This window comes from Vreelandella mediterranea, assembly GCF_970647075.1.
Genome location: NZ_OZ310198.1, coordinates 2580092 through 2596973, shown reverse-complemented (window position 1 = coordinate 2596973; position 16882 = coordinate 2580092). Strand labels below are relative to the sequence as shown.

The window sequence follows — 16882 nt, the reverse complement described above, 5'->3', positions numbered from 1 at the left end:
AAAAAACGCCGCAAGCAGCGCTTGCGGCGTTTATCGTTTCTAACCAGTCAAACTGGCCAGCCAAAGGCGTTGCGGTATTACTCGCTAACGACGATGACCGCCTTGGCGTTGACGAATTCGTGCATGCCGAAGCCGCCGTGCTCGCGGCCGTAGCCGGAGTCCTTCACGCCGCCGAAGGGCATTTCCGGGGTGGCCACGCCAAAGCCGTTGATGAAGACCATGCCGGTATCGAAGTACTTGCTGGCAAGCTCCGCGGCACGCTTGGTGTCCTTGGAGATGATACCGCCGCCCAAGCCGTAACGGCTGTCGTTGGCGATGCGCATGGCGTCTTCGTCGTCTTTTGCACGAATCAGCGCCGCAACCGGGCCGAACAGCTCGTCATCATAAGCCGGCTGGCCGGGCTCGACGTTTTCCAGCACGGTGATCGGGTAGAACGCACCGGGGCCAGTGGGCTTTTCACCGCCGCAGAGGATTTTGGCGCCTTTGCTCACGCTTTGCTCTACCTGGTCGTGCAGGCCGTCGCGCAGATCGACTCGCGCCATCGGGCCGACGTTGGTGCCGCTCTCTTTCGGGTCACCCACTTTAAGGCTCTTCATCTTCTCGACGAAACGCTCTTTGAAGGCCTCATAGTTTTTCTCGGTCACCACGAAGCGCTTCGCGGCCACGCAGGTCTGGCCACCGTTATACACCCGGCCCGTGACGCAGGTGTCGACGGCCAGATCCATATCCGCGTCGTCCAGCACCAGGTAGGCGTCGTTGGAGCCAAGCTCGAGAACGGTTTTCTTGAGGTTCTCGGCCGCCTTGGCGGCTACCTTGCGGCCAGCGCCGTCGCTACCGGTCAGCGTCACACCGCGCACGTATTTGTGCTCGATGATCTTGTCCGAGACATCGTGGGAGATGACCAGCGTGCGGAAGACGTTTTCCGGCAGGCCGGCTTCACGGTAGATTTTCTCGAGTAGCAGGCCGCTGCCGGTGACGTTTTCGGCGTGTTTGAGCAGCACCGCGTTACCCGCCATGATGTTGGCGATGGAGTAACGAACCGCCTGGTAGGCGGGGAAGTTCCACGGCTGAATGCCGTAGATTACGCCCATCGGCGAGTAGGTGACGAAGCCACGCTCGCCGTTGCCGGGTTTACGTTCTTCATCGGCAAGCTTGGTCGGGCCTTGCTCGGCAGTGTAGTCGCAGATACCGACACACAGATCGATTTCCCCACGCGCTTCTTCCGGCGGCTTGCCCATTTCGTCGACCATCAGGTTAACGAACGCTTCCTTGTTGTCGGCAAGTGCTTTACCGATCGCCTTGACCACCTTGGCACGCTCGTCGAGCGACTTCAGGCGCCACTGTAGAAAGGCTTCATGGGTCTGCTCGACCACCTTGAGGGCCTGGCTTTCATCCATCAACGGATAGCTTTCAAGGTTCTTGCCGGTGGCCGGGTTGACTGTCGTGATGCTGTTGCTCATAAGATCTCCTATCTATAGATCAACGCTTGTTTGATGTCGCGGTGGCGAAGACACCGCAACCAGTACGGTGAACTAAATAGTTACTAGCCGACTGGTCTAATTGACTCGCCTGATACTCTAGTAGAGAAATCCTGCTTTGGCAAAACCTGTTTTTTAAAGCGACGACTTCAAGGTAGCTCGTTTTGATCATTTACCAAGCGCGAAGGTTCCAGGCGGCGGGGTTCCCAGGCTCCAGACTTGGGCGACACGGCCGGGTCGGCCCTTTCGCTGCGTTCGGGTGCCGTTTGCGTTTTTAGTGCTTTTAAGCCTTGATGAAGATAAACGGGCAGTGGCGTTTTATATGGCCCGATGCCAGATAATCAACGTCCGGGAGGCGTTATGGCCAAGACCAATAACAAGGATGCACGCCAAATCGATCAGCCGTTCGACTACATCGTCATCGGGGCCGGCACCGCCGGGTGTTTGATGGCCAACCGGCTAAGCGCCGACCCCGCTAACCGGGTGCTTTTGATAGAGGCGGGCGGGCGCGATAACTACTACTGGATTCACGTGCCGGTGGGCTACCTTTACTGCATCAACAACCCGCGCACGGACTGGCTTTTCAAGACCGAACCGGCCAAGGGCTTGAATGGACGCTCGCTCATCTACCCTCGGGGTAAGGTTTTAGGGGGCTGCTCGAGCATTAACGGCATGATCTACATGCGCGGGCAAGCCCGCGACTATGACCACTGGGCCAGTGTCACCGGCGACCCGGCCTGGCGCTGGGAGGCGTGCCTCGAGGATTTTATCCGCCACGAAAGCCACTACCGCATGGACGCGGCGGGCGGCGCCGACACCGAGCATCGTAAATTTCATGGCCGCGACGGGGAGTGGCGGGTCGAAAAGCAGCGGCTCAAATGGCCGGTACTGGATGATTTCGCCAAAGCCGCCCAGCAGGCGGGTATTCCGGCCACCGACGATTTCAACCGCGGCTGCAACGAAGGGGTGGCGTACTTCGATGTGAACCAGCGCGCGGGCTGGCGTTGGAACACTGCCAAGGCGTTTCTGCGCCCGGCGCTCGAGCGCCCGAATTTGACGCTTTGGTATTCGACTCAGGTCAATACGCTCTGCCTCGATCAAGCAAAGGTGGCGCTGCGCTGCACGGGGGTTGAAGTACTGCGCGGTGGGCGCGTGCAGCGAGTGAGCGCCGATAAAGAAGTGGTGCTCTGCGCCGGGGCGATCGGCACGCCGCACCTTTTACAGCTTTCCGGCATCGGCCCGCGAAAGCCTCTGGAAAACGTCGGTATAAAGGTAGTTAAGGAGCTCCCCGGGGTGGGCGAAAACCTGCAGGATCACCTCCAGATCCGTTCGGTGTATCGTGTCAGCAATGCCCAAACGCTCAACACCCTCGCCGGCACGCTATGGGGCAAAATGGGCATCGGTTGGGAGTATTTGACCAGGCGAACCGGGCCGATGAGCATGGCGCCTTCGCAACTGGGTGCCTTTACGCGAAGTTCCAGCGACTACGTCCACCCCAATATCCAGTACCACGTGCAACCCTTGAGTTTGGAGGCCTTCGGCCAACCGCTACACCCTTTTCCAGCGATTACCGCAAGCGTCTGCAACCTGAACCCCACAAGCCGAGGTACGGTGCGACTGAAAAGCCGCGATCCCAAAGTGGCGCCCATGATCAGCCCCAACTACCTGAGCACCGCAGAGGATCAAAAGGTGGCCGTGGATTCACTTCGCGTCACCCGCCACATTGCCGCGCAGCCGGCATTTGCCCATTACAAGCCACAAGAGGTCAAGCCCGGCGCCCAGTATCAAAGTGACGAAGAGCTCACTCGCTTGGCCGGGGATATCGGCACTACCATCTTTCATCCGGTGGGGTCCACGCGCATGGGTAAAGCGGAGGATGAAATGGCGGTAGTCGACAGTCGACTGCGCGTTTTCGGGGTAGCCGGGCTGCGTATTGCGGATGCTGGCATCATGCCGACGATCACCAGTGGGAACACCAATTCACCCACGCTGATGATCGCTGAAAAGGCCGCACGATGGGTTTTAGAGGGGCGTTGAAAGGGCCGTCATCGTATTGACATTTTTTTCAAATATAATTTGACATGTGCATTGGTAGGGCACATCCTTCAAGCAGTAGGTTAGCAAGTCGAACGTTGTCAGCAGCATTGAAACGCTTTAGCGTTGAGTCTGGTGAAAGTTTCTTGTTCTACCCACTGTAACTCGGGTATTACCCGGCTTTAGATTAAGCTAAATCGAGGATTTTCGATCATGGCAACTGGTACCGTTAAGTGGTTTAACGACACTAAAGGCTTCGGCTTCATTTCTCCGGACGACAATGGCGACGATCTGTTCGCGCATTTCTCTGAAATTCAAGCTGACGGCTTCAAAACTCTGCAAGACGGCCAGAAGGTTTCCTTCGACGTCACTCAGGGTAAAAAAGGCCTTCAGGCTTCCAACATCAAAGTACTGTAATTTTACAGCGTTGATGTTTTCCGATTGCCGTTAAGGTAAACGGAACGAAAAAACCCCGCCAATCGCGGGGTTTTTTGTTTTTATACAAGCTCTTTTTCATATAAAGCTTTTTTCATACAAGGTCGCGCGGTATGAATTCGTCCCAGCTTTGCGAATACACTCGCGTTTCGCCTTCCCAAGCGTCCAGCGTGGCCTGAATACGAAACGCGTCGGCGCTGGCCGTAAGCCTGGTATGGGTGAGGGTGCGCACCTCCCAGTCACCGCGCCGAAAAACGCGTTCCCAGTCGGTGATTCCCTCGATACTGCGATAGTCGCCGTAGGCGTAACGGTAGCGCTCGGTCACCTTGCCGCCGATTTCGAGGTCGATATCGTCGAATCGGTAGCGCCCTTCATCGTTGATCACCTCGAGCTCGTTGACGTCGGTCGCCAAATCGCGGATGACCCGCCAACTCTCGCTACCCGGAGCAAGCACCGTGGTATCGAGCCCGGGTGCGGACACCGGCGGCTCGAAGGCCGGTAGTGCCGCCTCTTCTTCGGTGCGCGGCTCGCGGGTGGGCAGGGTCAGCCGGCAGGCCTCGGGGTGAAAAGTGAGCCGGGCGGGCTCCGGCGCGGGCCAGGCAATCGGCCAATAGCTGGTCGAAAGCGATACGCGAATGGCGTGTCCGGCGACGAACTGCTGGGCGATATGCTTGAGCGCTACCTTGACCCGGTAGCGTTTGCCCGGCTCCAGCGGCTCGGGGTGCTCGTCGCTGTCACGGTGGGTCAGGTTCAATAGCCCGTAGGAGACCCGGGTGGCCTTGTCGTCCGGGTGAATGTCGATCAGGCGCACCGCGACCATGGCGACCGGCTTGTCCGAGGAGAGCTCGAGCTCAAGCACCGGCTGGCCGCAAATCTCCAGCGGCGACGCCAGCATGGCGGTTTGAAAGACCAGCGCGCCGCCGTCCTCATCGCGCTGGTCGTGGGGCAAATCCGGCGGGGCGTTGTAGGAGCACCACTTGCCCGCGTGAAGCCCCACCGATAGCGAGGAGCGCAGCGAAAGCGGCGTGTCGCTTGTTGCTTCCCGGTTGGCCTCGGTTTCCGGTACCAGGTCGTGGCCGGCGGTCAGCATGAAGTGTTGGGGCACGATATTGGTGGATGGCCACGTGGGTTCGGCGACCCAGCGGCCCGGGCGGTGGTCGTAGCGGGTGGAGGGCGGCGCCGACTCCTGCATCCATACGCGCAGCATGGGCTCCTCCATGATGGTGTTGTCGATGCCCTTGAGCCAGTAGTCCCACCAGCGCAGCGCATCCTGCAAAAAGCCGATGGCCGGCCCCGGGACTCCCAGGTGCGGGTACTTGTGCGACCAGGGGCCAATGAGTCCTTTGCGGGGCACGTCGAGGCCCTGCATGAGCCGGAACACCGCGTTGCAATAGCCGTCCGCCCAGCCGCTGATGGCGTAGACCGGGCAGCGAATCGCGCTGAAATCCTCGCACACCGACCCATGCTTCCAGTAGTCGTCGCGGCGCTGGTGCTCGAGCCACTGCTTAAGCCAAAGCCCGCTGCCCGCCAAGCGCTCATGCCACATCTCGCGCCAGCGCTCGCCGACCAGTGCCGGGTCCGGCGGGCAGGCGTTGCCGTCGAACATGGTCGATGCCCAGGAGAGGTTATCGACCAGTAGGCAGCCGCCCATGTGGTGAACGTCGTCGGCGTAGCGGTCATCGGTGGAGCAGATGGTAATGATCGCCTTGAGCTGGGGCGGCTGGAGCGCGGCGATCTGCAGGCCGTTGAAGCCGCCCCAGGAAATACCCACCATGCCGGCCTTACCGGTACACCAGGGTTGGCGCTCGAGCCAGGCCAGAATTTCCACGCCGTCATCGAGCTCCTGGGGCAGGTACTCGTCATAAAGTACGCCGTCGGACTCGCCGGTACCGCGAATGTCCACTCGCACCCCGGCGTAGCCGTGGCCGGCCCAGAAGCGGTGCATGCCGGCATCGCGCTGGGCGGTCAGGTCACGTTTACGGTAGGGCAGGTACTCGACGATCGCCGGGACCGGATCGCTCTCGGCATCTTCTGGTCGCCAGATGCGCACGGCCAGTCGCGTACCGTCGCTCATTTCGATCCAGGTCTCCTCTTCGAAAACCCGGCGGGGCAAGTTATCCACGATCTGCATCAGCACACTCCTTTGCAAGCGCAAGCGATGGGTTACCCGACGACCTCGGCGAAGTCGAAGGTGAGCCGCTGGGCAAGCGCCAAATAGTTTTGTTCCAGCGCCTGGCTGCTTTGAGCGCCCATCCAGATATAGGCCAGCGCGTAGCTATAGGCGTCCTGCTCGGGCAATGCCGAAAGCCGCTGGCCGGGCGCGACTTGAAGGTCGATCAGGGTGCCGGGAAAGTCCGCTTCAAGCGCTTCGATCTCTTGCTGGGAGGGGACCCGGGAGACCGTGGCGTCCTCGAAGAACACTCGGTAGAAAAACTTGCCGGCCACCGGGTAGTCGCCTTCGCGATGCGGCATGTTCGGTTTCTGACCCAGCGCCAAATCGACGGTGACCTGTTGATGGCTGACGCCGTCGACTTTCTCGAAGATATCGCAATGAGACTGGGAAATACGCGTGTTGACCTCCAAAAGCCAGATACGGTTTTGCACCTCGTCCCAGAAAAACTCTACGTTGAAGGCGGCGTTATCAAACCCGATATGCTCGAGCAGCATCGTGGTCAGCTCACGCATCTTGTGCTGGATTTTATCGGGCAGGGTGGAGGGGTAGTGGTAGCAAAGAAAGCTGAGTACCCGCGGGTAGCGCAGCGAATCCACGATGCCGTAGGGGACGACCTCCCCCTCGAATACGTAGCCCTCCACGGTGCACTGCCAGCCGCCGATGATCTCTTCGGCCATACAGAAGCCGCCGTCGACCTTGCGCACCTCGTCGGGGACCTCGGCCTGTTCGAGGATATAGTTGAAAGGCTCTGAAATGAGCCCAATGTCGCTACGCAATTTTGCGATGGCGGACTCGAAGTCCTCGGGACTGTCGATGCGAAATCCAAGGCGCGAGCCGGAGGACTTGATCGGTTTGACGAAAAAAGGGAAGTAGAGCCCCGCCTTGCCGATCTCGGTCAGCGCCTGGTCATCGAAGGGATCAAAAGCGGTGAAGCGGGGAATGTAGTTGCCGATCACCTCGCGCTGGCACAGCCGGCTCCAGTACTTGTGCTCGCACTTCAGAAGGCTTTCCAGAGTGGTCGTGCGGGTATCGAAGCGGCTGCATAGAAGTGGCAGCATGGTCGAGACCGGAAAGTCCATGTAGCCGACGATTGCGTCGATGTCGTGCTCGAAGGCCGAGAGCGTTTGAGTGGCGCGTTCGACCATGGACTCGATGGGAAATATTTCGGTGTCGTAGACCTCAGCGGGTTCGATGACCCCGTGAAAGTGAAAATGCTCGGCGCCTCGAAGCCGCTTGAGGCGTTCATGATTGAAGTCGTTGAGACCGACGACGAAGATATGACGCGTTTTCATGTAGTACTCCCAGTATTCACGGATAGATCTGGCCGTACACCACGATCGATCAGCGCATTGAACAGCTGCGAAGTAAGAAGAGGGGTCAAGACCCGGTGACATTGTTTTCGTTCTGGTAACGGCCACCCGTTTATTAGCTTAGTTACTTTTTACGGGTACCGTTATTTTTTACCGATACCGCTACTTTTTTCATAAGCTGCGGGGCTGTGTTTTAAATCGCCGGAGGCGGCGGATATGACTAAAACGATTGCGCGCGGCGCGGTTAGGCCGGCACGGTCGCTTGTTTGCTTATGCTTTTATGATATTAGTGTGTTTCTAAAAATAACTTTTTAGAATATTTGCCAGGCGGCACAATGGCAGCGTTTTCTGTTTAAGGCGCGTGTCATGTCACTAGATGCTTGGATTGCAATCGGGGTCGTATTGACGGTGTTTCCGTTAATGGCGCTCTCGCGGCTGGGGCCGGATATCATCCTGCTCGGCGCGGTGGTGGTGCTGATGACCCTGGGCGTGATCGACCCGGGCCAGGCGCTGGGTGGCTTCTCCAACGCGGGGCTTTTTACCGTGGCCTTCATGTACGTGCTGGTGGCGGGTATTCGGGAAACCGGCGGGATCGATCTGATCATCCGCTTTGTTCTGGGAACGCCTGCCACCGAGCGGCGTTCGCTGGTGCGGCTGGTCCTGCCGGTCGCCTCGCTCAGCGCGTTTTTGAACAATACGCCGGTCATGGCGACCTACATCCCTGCGGTGATGAGCTGGAGCCGGCGTATCAAGCGCTCGCCCCAGCGACTTCTAATGCCGCTGAGTTTCGCGTCGATTCTGGGCGGTACGGTGACGCTTTTCGGCACCAGTACCAACCTGGTGGTCTACGGGCTTTTGACCGAGCGCTACCCCGATGTCTCCATGGGCCTTTTTGATCTAGCCTGGGTGGGCATACCGGTCGCGGTGGCGGGGCTTGCCTATCTGATTTTCGTGGCACCCAGGCTTTTACCCAACAGGGAAGGGATGGGCAAAGTTTTTGCCAACCCGCGGGAGTTCACTATCGAGATGGAGGTGGACCCGAGCGGCGTACTGGTCGACCGCAGCGTCGAGGAGGCGGGACTTCGACATCTTCAGGAGTTGTTTCTGGTCGAGATCGAGCGCGCGGGCAACGTGGTCAGCGTCGTCGGCCCCGGCGAGCGGCTGAAAGGCGGCGACCGGCTGGTGTTCGCCGGTACCAGCGATGCGGCGGTCGAGCTTCAGCAGATTCGTGGGCTGGTTCCCTCGAGCGAGCACGCCTCGAATTTGGAGAAAGAGTTCAAGGAGCGCCGCCTGGTCGAGGCGGTGGTTTCCAGCCAGTGCCAGTTTATTGGCCAGCGGATTCGCGACGGCCGCTTTCGCACGCTTTACGGCGCGGCGGTGTTAGCGGTGTGCCGCGGCGGTGAGCGAGTGACCGGCAATCTGGGGCAGGTACAGTTGCAATCCTCCGACGTGCTGCTTTTGGAGGCGCGTCCGCCGTTCATCGAGCGCCACCGGGAATCCCGGGATTTTCTGCTGATCAGTGAGCTCAACGGTGCCGCCCGGCCGGTGCACGAAAAAGCTCCGTTGGCCTGGGCGATTCTGCTCGGCGCAGTGCTGCTGGCGGCGGTGGGCGTGCTGAGCATGCTGGGTGCGGCGATGCTGGGCGCGGCGCTGGTACTCTTGACCGGCTGCTGCACGGTGGGCGGTGCCAAGCGCGGCCTCGACACCCAGGTGCTTTTGACCATTGCCGCTTCGTTCGGGGTGGGTGCGGCGCTTACAAGCTCGGGGGCGGCGGACGCGCTGGCCGGGGGCGTGCTTTCGATGGTGGCGGGCAGCCCCTGGCTTTTGCTGCTGGGCACTTACTGTGTCGTGGCGCTTTTGACCGAGCTGGTCACCAATAACGCCGCTGCGGTGATCATCTTTCCGGTCGTGACGGCGGCGGCGGAGAGTCTGGGCGTGAGCATCATGCCGTTCGTGGTGACCATCATGTTTGCCGCCTCGGCCAGCTTTTTGACGCCGATTGGCTATCAAACCAACCTGATGGTCTATGGGCCCGGCGGCTATCGCATCACCGATTTCCTCAAGGTAGGCGGCGGTTTGAACGTGCTGACCGGCGCCATTGCCGTTGCGTTGATTCCGCTGGTGTGGCCGTTCTAGCCGAACCGCTCGCCCAGCGCCTCACTTTGCGCTAGGGTGTCGCTTTTATTGCGAGGAAATCACGCTATGTCAGAGCCTGGTGAGTTGATCGTCGAGCCCAAAAACGGGCAGCCTGCGGATGCCTGTGTATTCATCATCCACGGACTGGGCGCTGACGGTCACGATTTCGAGCCGCTGATCCCGGCCATGGGGCTTTCCAAAAACCTGAATATTCGCTTCATCATGCCCCACGCACCGCGCTTGCCGGTGACCGTGAACGGCGGCATGGTGATGCCCGCCTGGTACGATATTCTGGCGATGGACCTGGGGCGCCGGGTGGATGAAACACAGCTCAAGCACTCCGCCGAGCGCATCCAGACGCTGATTCAAGAGCAGCTCGACCAGGGGATGGATAGCCGCCGGATCATCGTAGCCGGCTTCTCCCAGGGCGGGGCGGTCGCCTACCAGGCCGCGCTCACGTTCGATCAGCCGTTGGGTGGGTTGCTGGCCATGTCGACGTACCTGGCCACCGGCGAGAGCATCGAACTGGCCGCAGCGAACCAGTCGGTGCCGGTGGAAGTACATCACGGCAACTTCGACCCGGTGGTACCGGAGACCCTGGGCCGGGCCGGCGCCGACCGCCTGAAAGAGAAGGGCTACAGCGTTAACTACCGCCAATATCCCATGGCGCACGCGCTCTGCCCGCAGCAGGTCAACGATATCGGAAAATGGCTGCAGGCGCGCTTGGGTTAGCCCAGCGTCGACAAGCGAATAAAAGGCAAACACAGTCGTTTTTTTCAAGCCGAGGGGTACCCGCAAAGGCCTATGCTAGCGTCTATCGACCTTTTGGAAATGGGCCTGGCTCTTTGCCTTGGCCTTTCCGCCTTTGTCTGCCTGTTCGATCGCCACGTGGCGCGGGCAACCTGCGCCTTTGTCGTGTTTGCCCTGCTCATGGTGCTCGTTTGGGGGTGGTTGGGCGCGCCCTGGCTCGCCCTGGTGGAGTTCGTGCTGGGCGTACTACTAACCGGCGCTACCCTGTTTTACGCCCTCGGCGCCTTTGGCTATCACCCTCGCTATTTCTCCTTTCACGAGCTCACCGTTAGCGATTTATGGCCACGCTTTGGCTTTTTTCGCCGCGTATCCTCGTCAAGCCGCCACATCGATACCTTTCGTGGCCCGGTCAGCCATCGTCTCGCCCGGGCGGTGCTGACCGTGGCCTGGTGTTTCATGGTCGGGGCGGTGCTTCGTCTCGTCATGCCCGGCATGGCCTACGCGCCTTCGGAGCATCCGCTGATGCTGGTGGCGGTGCTGATCGTGGGCACGGCGATGGGCGCCTTCGCCCTGCATCGGCATCGCCTGCGCCGGCTGATTGCCTTTAATGTACTGGGCTCCAGCGTTTTTTTATTGATGACCGGGCTTGCCGGTACCGTTGAAGGCGCCCAGGCGCTGGTCGGCGTGGCGCTGATGATCGCCTGGCTCGGTTCGCTTTTGGGGGCGCTTGTGATTCGAAAGCTACGCGCCCACGAAGGCGAAGCGGACCAGGAAGACCTGCAACACCCGGAGCGCGCGCAATGAGCTGGCGCTTCGGTCTACTGGAAAGCACCTTTACGCCGCTGCCGCTTAGCCACTGGGCGCTTTTGTGTGTGCTGTTACTGCCGCTTTTGGCGGGGCTTTTGGCGGCGGTTTTTCCGCCCAAGCGGGCGGGCGCGCTGCTCGTCGTCAGCCTTGTCGTGTTGGGCGCCGGTGTGGCGCTGATGGTGGATGCCCAGGCGGCGGGTACTTTGCGCTGGCAGGCCGAGGTGGTGGGGGTGAATCTGTCGCTTCGCTTGAACGGGCTGGGCGCGCTTTTGCTGTTGGTCACTCAGTGCGTCGGCGCCGCGGCGGCGCTCTACGCGCCGGGCTATTTGCGACTGACCGAGGCGGGACCGAATCAGCGCTGGCTCTGGCCGCTCATGGGAGCCGAGATCAGTGCGTTGTCGCTTTTATGGTTCGCCTCGGATCTGTTGACGCTCTATTTCGCTCTGGAGGTCGTGGGCCTGTCGGCCGTGGCCATGCTGCTGTTATCGAACAAGTCCGCCGCCCTGGAAGCGGGGATGCGCTATTTACTGCTCACCCTGGTGGGGTCGCTCACTTATCTGATGGGGGTGGCGCTCATTCTTGGGGAGTGGGGCCAGCTCGAACTGATGAAGCTGGCCGAGGTGGTCGAGCCCGGCGCGGTCGCTTGGGTGGCGGCGTCGCTTCTTGGCGCCGGGCTTGCTCTGAAAGCCGCGCTTTTTCCGTTGCACGGCTGGTTGAGCCCGGTGCACGAGAACGCCTGGACGCCGGTCAGCGCGCTGCACGCGGGGCTTGTCATCAAGGCATCGCTTTATATCCTGATTCTGCTCTGGAGCATTCTGCTGCCCGATACCTTCTGGGCGCCGCGACTCATCGCCTGGCTTGGGGCACTGGCGATCGTCTGGGGCGGGTTGATCGCCTGGCGGGCGGACTCGCTGAAAACCCTGGTGGCCTCGTCCACGGTGGCCCAGCTTGGGTATCTAATGGTCGCCTTTCCCCTGCTGCTTGGCCCGGACGTCGCACCGATCCCCCAGGCGCTTGCCTGGCAGGGCTTCTGGCTGCAGCTGATCGGCCACGCCCTGGCCAAGGCGGCGATGTTTCTGGCCGCGGGCAATTTGATACTGGCGACCGGCGAAAGCTCGCTCAAAGGGCTTTCGGGGACCAGCCGGCATCTGCCGCTGTCGCTGTTGGTCTTTGGGATCGCCTCGATCACGCTGATGGGCCTGCCCCCGAGTGCCGGGTTTACCGCCAAGTGGCTGCTGCTCCACGCCATGGTGCTTTCCAAGCAGTGGGTGGCCGTGGCGGCACTGTTGGCCGGCACTCTGCTAACCGCAGCCTACGTGTTTCGCGTGTTTCGCTACTCCTTCGATGAAACCGCCCCGCATCATCGCTACCAACCCCTGGCGCCGGGCATGGACGCCATCGCCTTGGCGCTTGCCTTGGCCGCGCTTGCTTTAGGGCTACTGGCGCATTTGCCGCTTTCGCTATTACACGGGGGTGGCGTATGAATATGGACTGGTTACCGCTGGCGGCGCTGCTGGTGTCGCTGTTTGCCGCCACGGCGATCTTTGCGCTGCCGGAAGAGGCGCGCGCCGTGCGCACCGTGATCAACCTGAGCGCAGCGGCCTGTAAAGTAGCGCTGGTAACGCTGATGGTGGGGCGGGTGTCGGCCGGGTACGAGGATACCTTCAGTTTTCAGATCATCGGCGGTATCGATTTCGTGCTGCGGGCCGACGCCCTGGGCGTGATGTTCGCCGGGCTTTCCTCGGTTCTTTGGCTCTGCACCACCATTTACGCGATCGGCTACCTGGAAGGGGCGGCCAACCGTAAGCGCTTTTTCGGCTTTTTCAGCCTCTGCGTGACCAGCACCCTGGGCGTGGCGCTGGCGGGGAATCTGTTCACCTTCCTGATTTTCTACGAAATGCTCACGCTTTCGACCTACCCCTTGGTGGCCCACGCGGGCAGTGCCAAGGCGTTGGCGGCGGGGCGGGTGTATCTGCGCTATACGCTCAGCGCCGGGGTCGTGCTGCTTTTGGGCGTGGTGCTGCTCTATAGCCTGACCGGCGATCAATCCTTCGCCTCCGAGCGGGGGCTTGCGCGTTATCTTGACGACCACCGCGTGCTTTTGACCGTGATCTTCGCGCTACTGGTCGGGGGGCTTTCGGTCAAAGCGGCGATCGTGCCGCTGCATGGTTGGCTGCCCCGGGCGATGGTGGCCCCGGCGCCGGTCAGCGCGCTGCTCCACGCCGTGGCCGTGGTCAAGGCCGGGGCGTTCGGCATTCTGCGTATTATCTACGATCTTTACGGCATCGAGCTAAGCGTCGAGCTCGGCGTGACCACGGTGCTGGCGGTACTGGCCTCGTTTACGATCATCTACGGTTCGCTGCGCGCGATCACTCAAAAAGAGCTCAAGCCCAGGCTTGCCTTTTCCACCATCAGCCAGGTGTCCTACGTGGTGCTAGGGGTGTGTTTGGTCGGGCCCTTCGGCACGATCGGGGCGCTGGCGCATCTGCTTCACCAGGGGTTGATGAAGGTGACGCTGTTTTTCTGCGCGGGTATCTACGCCGAGGAGCTTGGTATTCACCGTATCGATGAAATGAACGGCGCCGGCAAGCGCATGCCGCTGACCAGTATCGCGTTTACCGTGGGCGCGCTTGGCATGATGGGGCTACCGCCGACCGCCGGGTTCATCACCAAGTGGTACCTAGGCATAGGCGCGATCGAGGCCCAGATGTACTGGGTCGTGGCGGTGCTGGTGGCCAGCAGTGTGCTGAACGCGATTTACTTTTTACCCGTCGTGTACCGGCTCTGGTTTTGTGAGGGCCCCGCCCACGGGGTGGGCGAGTGGCCCCAGGAGCAGCGCCTGGGGCGGCTGGAAACCCATGGCTGGCTGTTGTGGCCGGCGGTGTTTACCGCGGTGGTGAGCCTGGGCGCCGGGCTTTTGGCAGGGCTGCCGTTTAGTCCGCTGGACTGGGCGACCCGGGTCGCGGTCGGGGAGTATCTGCCATGACGGCGCTCTTTCTACTCGCGCTTGGCTGGCCCGTGGCCGTGGCGGCGGGCGTTATCTGGCAGGCGCTGCGCGTGCCTGCGGCGAAGCGCGGCTTTTTTAACGTTTGGTGGCTAAGTGCTAGCTGGCCTGCGCTGGCGCTTGCGTTTGTCGGCGAGGCCCAGTGGAGCTGGTCGGCCTGGATGCTGGGCGGCCATTGGGAGCTCAACGCGCTGAGCCGCGCCTGGCTTGGGTTTACTGCGCTTTTATGGAGCCTGGCGGCGCTGCACGCCCGCGGCTATTTCAAGCGGTCCATGGCGCGGGCCCGCGAGGGCGAGGCGGCAGAGGGCACTCGGCTGTTACGCTTTACGTTTTTCTGGCCGCTGACGTTTTTGGGCAATGCGTTCTTGATCCTTTCCCAGGATATCGCAAGCTTTTACCTCGGCTTTGCACTGATGACCTTTGCGGCTTACCCGTTGGTACTGCACAACCAGGATGCGAGCGCCAAACGTGGGGCGAGCGCCTATATCCTGTTGGCGGTACTCGGCGAGGGGCTGATTTTGGCAGGGCTTCTGTGGGCCGCGGGGGAGTCCCAGGCGACCACGCTTGCCGGGGTGCGCGAAGGGATTCTCGATGCGCCTCAGGGGGTGTGGATGGCGCTTCTGCTGTGGCTGGGGTTTGGTGTCAAGGCGGGTGTGGTGGGGCTTCATGTATGGTTGCCACTGGCCCACCCGGCGGCCCCGGCCCCGGCGAGCGCGGTGCTTAGCGGGGCCATGATCAAGGCCGGTCTTTTGGGCTGGCTAGTGCTTTTACCGCTGGGCGCCGAAGGCCTTTCCGCCGAGCTCGAAACCCTTGGCGAGGTGATGCTCGCCGCCGGCTTTGCCGCGGCTTTTGGCGCGGCGCTTTATGGCGTGGGCCAGCACCATCCCAAGGCAGTGCTGGCCTACTCGAGCATCAGCCAAATGGGCATGATGACGGCGCTTGTGGCCATGGGCCTGGTCAACACCGCGCTTTGGCCGCTGTTACTGCCAGGCGTCGTACTGTTTGCCGGCCACCACGCGCTGGCCAAGGGGGCGCTCTTTTTGGGCACCAGCATCAGCGAACACCTGCCGCGACGTCCTCCGGTGATTTTATGGCTGGCGCTCGCGCTGCCCGGGCTTTCGCTGACCGGCGCCTTTGGCGCGGGCATCATCAGCAAGTACAGCGTCAAGCACGCGCTAGAGGAGATGCACCATAGCCAGGTGATCATGCTGCTGACGCTGGCGGCGGTGGGCACCACGGCGCTAGTGAGCGTATGCCTTTGGCGCCAGTGGCAGCAGCGCGGCGAAGGCGGCAGTGACGCCTTCCAACTGGGCGGTTGGGCGCTGGCGATTGCCGGGGCGCTTTGTGTGCCCTGGTGGCTGCCGCTGCCCGAGGGCAGTGTGCACGTACCGGGGCTCTCTTCTCTTTGGTCGCTGGTCTGGCCGTTGCCCGCCGGTGTGCTGGCCGTGGTGGTGGGGTACTGGCTTGCCCGAGTGCTTGGTTTGAAGCCGCTACCGCCCGGGGATTTGTGGTGGGGGTACCGCCCGGTCGCCTTGAAAAGCGTGGCCTTTTGTAAGGGCGTGAGTAATAAGACGAAACGGGCGAAACACGCCAGCGTCGATCGCGCGCTCGCTTTGGAGGCGCGCGTTATGACAAAGTTGGTTGAAACCCTGCAAGGCGAGGGATGGATGCGTCGGCACGGCAGCGGTTTGATGATGGCCTTTGCCGTGCTATTGGCACTTTTACTGATTTGGGAGGGCCTGGGATGAGCCGATCACACCAAAAAAGCACGTCCCGGGGCCGGCGCGCCCGCGCCCCCGAGGATATTCCGAAAGTAGGGTTGATGGATGTCGGCTGGCGGGTGATACGCGCCGCGCGGCGCAACCGGCTGACCATGCTGGCGGCGGGGGCCGCCTTCTACGCTTTACTGGCGTTTTTCCCCACCATCGCGGCGGTGATTTCACTGTGGGGGTTGTTGTTCGACCCGCTCGAGGCGGCCCAGCAGCTTTATGAAATTAGCCGGTTCATGCCGCCGGATGCAGCGGGGCTTATGGATCAACAGGCCGAGCAGGTGATCGAGAGCACCGAGATGGGGAACTTCATGGCGGCGATGATTGGGCTGGCGGTCGCCATGTTCATCGCCTCCAAGGGGGTCGCGGTGCTGGTGGTGGGGCTCAACGTGGTGTACGGCGAGAGCGAAAAACGTCCTTTTTTACACCGCACGGTGCTGCTGACCACGCTGACCTTTGGGCTGATCGTCATGACCCTGGTGTCGCTTGCGTTCATTGCGCTGGTGCCCATGGCGGTGGATTCGCTCACTATCGAACCCCCCGTGGACCGGGTCCTGAAGTGGCTGCGCTGGCCGGCGCTGCTCATTTTGATGAGTGTCCTGATCGCGCTGCTTTACCGCTTTGCCCCCTACCGGCGTAAACCCCGTTGGGAGTGGATCAACTACGGTACGCTGCTGGCGACCGCCGCGTGGCTGATTGGCTCCGCGGTGCTTTCGCTCTACGTGCGTAACTTCAGCGCTTTCAGCGAGCTTTACGGCTCTTTGGGCGCGGTGGTGGCGCTGATGATGTGGTTTTGGTTATCGGCCTTTACCGTCCTGTTTGGTGCCGAGCTCAATTGCGAGCTCGAGCGCCAAACCCTGAGTGATACGACGGTGGGCCAGCCGCGCCCGTTGGGCGAGCGCGAAGCCTTCGCGGCGGATACGGTGGGGGTGACCAACCCGATGGGGGAGGACCGGAAAAACCAGGATAGCAAGTAGGTACCCGTC

The 16882-nt window shown here is 61.4% G+C and carries 12 protein-coding genes; 9 read left to right on the top strand and 3 right to left on the bottom strand.

Annotation, left to right across the window (positions count from 1 at the left end; translation table 11 throughout):
* Nucleotides 1–77 precede the first annotated feature (77 nt).
* A complete protein-coding gene (locus ACWFVE_RS11970) occupies nucleotides 78–1460 on the bottom strand; it encodes an NAD-dependent succinate-semialdehyde dehydrogenase (RefSeq protein ID WP_447529496.1) in 1383 nt (460 codons plus the stop codon).
* 378 nt (nucleotides 1461–1838) lie between these two features.
* On the opposite strand from ACWFVE_RS11970, the gene ACWFVE_RS11965 reads away from it, so the two are divergent.
* Together ACWFVE_RS11965 and ACWFVE_RS11960 are read left to right on the top strand one after the other, a co-directional pair.
* Entirely contained in the window at nucleotides 1839–3515 is a 1677-nt protein-coding gene (locus ACWFVE_RS11965) for a GMC family oxidoreductase (RefSeq protein WP_447529495.1), read from the top strand.
* 210 nt (nucleotides 3516–3725) lie between these two features.
* Entirely contained in the window at nucleotides 3726–3929 is a 204-nt protein-coding gene (locus ACWFVE_RS11960) for a cold-shock protein (RefSeq protein ID WP_009101184.1), read from the top strand.
* Between the two features lie 112 nt (nucleotides 3930–4041).
* Here ACWFVE_RS11960 and ACWFVE_RS11955 read toward each other — a convergent pair whose 3' ends face one another.
* Both ACWFVE_RS11955 and ACWFVE_RS11950 read right to left on the bottom strand, forming a co-directional pair.
* Complete coding sequence (locus ACWFVE_RS11955) at nucleotides 4042–6078, bottom strand: CocE/NonD family hydrolase (protein WP_447529494.1); 2037 nt, start codon at nucleotides 6076–6078, stop codon at nucleotides 4042–4044.
* A 32-nt stretch (nucleotides 6079–6110) separates the two neighbouring features.
* Nucleotides 6111–7412: an ATP-grasp domain-containing protein gene (locus tag ACWFVE_RS11950; protein WP_447529493.1), complete on the bottom strand. Its 1302-nt coding sequence runs from the start codon at nucleotides 7410–7412 to the stop codon at nucleotides 6111–6113.
* A gap of 384 nt (nucleotides 7413–7796) precedes the next feature.
* Between ACWFVE_RS11950 and ACWFVE_RS11945 the strand changes: the two genes are divergently transcribed.
* From ACWFVE_RS11945 to ACWFVE_RS11915, 7 genes are all read left to right on the top strand, one after another.
* Complete coding sequence (locus tag ACWFVE_RS11945; protein WP_447529492.1) at nucleotides 7797–9566, top strand: SLC13 family permease; 1770 nt, start codon at nucleotides 7797–7799, stop codon at nucleotides 9564–9566.
* A gap of 66 nt (nucleotides 9567–9632) precedes the next feature.
* Entirely contained in the window at nucleotides 9633–10298 is a 666-nt protein-coding gene (locus tag ACWFVE_RS11940) for an alpha/beta hydrolase (protein WP_447529491.1), read from the top strand.
* A gap of 72 nt (nucleotides 10299–10370) precedes the next feature.
* Nucleotides 10371–11120, top strand: a complete 750-nt coding sequence (locus ACWFVE_RS11935; RefSeq protein WP_447529490.1) for a DUF4040 domain-containing protein — start codon at nucleotides 10371–10373, stop codon at nucleotides 11118–11120.
* Nucleotides 11117–12607, top strand: a complete 1491-nt coding sequence (locus tag ACWFVE_RS11930) for a complex I subunit 5 family protein (protein ID WP_447529489.1) — start codon at nucleotides 11117–11119, stop codon at nucleotides 12605–12607. Before ACWFVE_RS11935 ends, ACWFVE_RS11930 begins: the two co-directional genes overlap by 4 nt.
* Nucleotides 12604–14109: a proton-conducting transporter transmembrane domain-containing protein gene (locus tag ACWFVE_RS11925; protein WP_447529488.1), complete on the top strand. Its 1506-nt coding sequence runs from the start codon at nucleotides 12604–12606 to the stop codon at nucleotides 14107–14109. The genes ACWFVE_RS11930 and ACWFVE_RS11925 overlap by 4 nt, the downstream gene beginning before the upstream one ends.
* Complete coding sequence (locus tag ACWFVE_RS11920; RefSeq protein WP_447529487.1) at nucleotides 14106–15875, top strand: proton-conducting transporter transmembrane domain-containing protein; 1770 nt, start codon at nucleotides 14106–14108, stop codon at nucleotides 15873–15875. Before ACWFVE_RS11925 ends, ACWFVE_RS11920 begins: the two co-directional genes overlap by 4 nt.
* Nucleotides 15872–16873 (top strand): YihY/virulence factor BrkB family protein, encoded by a 1002-nt coding sequence (locus ACWFVE_RS11915; protein WP_447529486.1) that lies wholly within the window; start codon nucleotides 15872–15874, stop codon nucleotides 16871–16873. The genes ACWFVE_RS11920 and ACWFVE_RS11915 overlap by 4 nt, the downstream gene beginning before the upstream one ends.
* The last annotated feature ends 9 nt before the right edge of the window (nucleotides 16874–16882 follow it).

Bases quoted from the DNA above. Each gene is read 5' to 3' on its own strand.
- ACWFVE_RS11955 (WP_447529494.1), bottom strand. From the start codon at position 6,078: ATGCAGATCGTGGATAACTTGCCCCGCCGGGTTTTCGAAGAGGAGACC.
- ACWFVE_RS11915 (WP_447529486.1), top strand. From the start codon at position 15,872: ATGAGCCGATCACACCAAAAAAGCACGTCCCGGGGCCGGCGCGCCCGC.
- ACWFVE_RS11930 (WP_447529489.1), top strand. From the start codon at position 11,117: ATGAGCTGGCGCTTCGGTCTACTGGAAAGCACCTTTACGCCGCTGCCG.
- ACWFVE_RS11925 (WP_447529488.1), top strand. From the start codon at position 12,604: ATGAATATGGACTGGTTACCGCTGGCGGCGCTGCTGGTGTCGCTGTTT.
- ACWFVE_RS11945 (WP_447529492.1), top strand. From the start codon at position 7,797: ATGTCACTAGATGCTTGGATTGCAATCGGGGTCGTATTGACGGTGTTT.
- ACWFVE_RS11950 (WP_447529493.1), bottom strand. From the start codon at position 7,412: ATGAAAACGCGTCATATCTTCGTCGTCGGTCTCAACGACTTCAATCAT.
- ACWFVE_RS11965 (WP_447529495.1), top strand. From the start codon at position 1,839: ATGGCCAAGACCAATAACAAGGATGCACGCCAAATCGATCAGCCGTTC.
- ACWFVE_RS11940 (WP_447529491.1), top strand. From the start codon at position 9,633: ATGTCAGAGCCTGGTGAGTTGATCGTCGAGCCCAAAAACGGGCAGCCT.
- ACWFVE_RS11920 (WP_447529487.1), top strand. From the start codon at position 14,106: ATGACGGCGCTCTTTCTACTCGCGCTTGGCTGGCCCGTGGCCGTGGCG.
- ACWFVE_RS11960 (WP_009101184.1), top strand. From the start codon at position 3,726: ATGGCAACTGGTACCGTTAAGTGGTTTAACGACACTAAAGGCTTCGGC.
- ACWFVE_RS11935 (WP_447529490.1), top strand. From the start codon at position 10,371: ATGCTAGCGTCTATCGACCTTTTGGAAATGGGCCTGGCTCTTTGCCTT.
- ACWFVE_RS11970 (WP_447529496.1), bottom strand. From the start codon at position 1,460: ATGAGCAACAGCATCACGACAGTCAACCCGGCCACCGGCAAGAACCTT.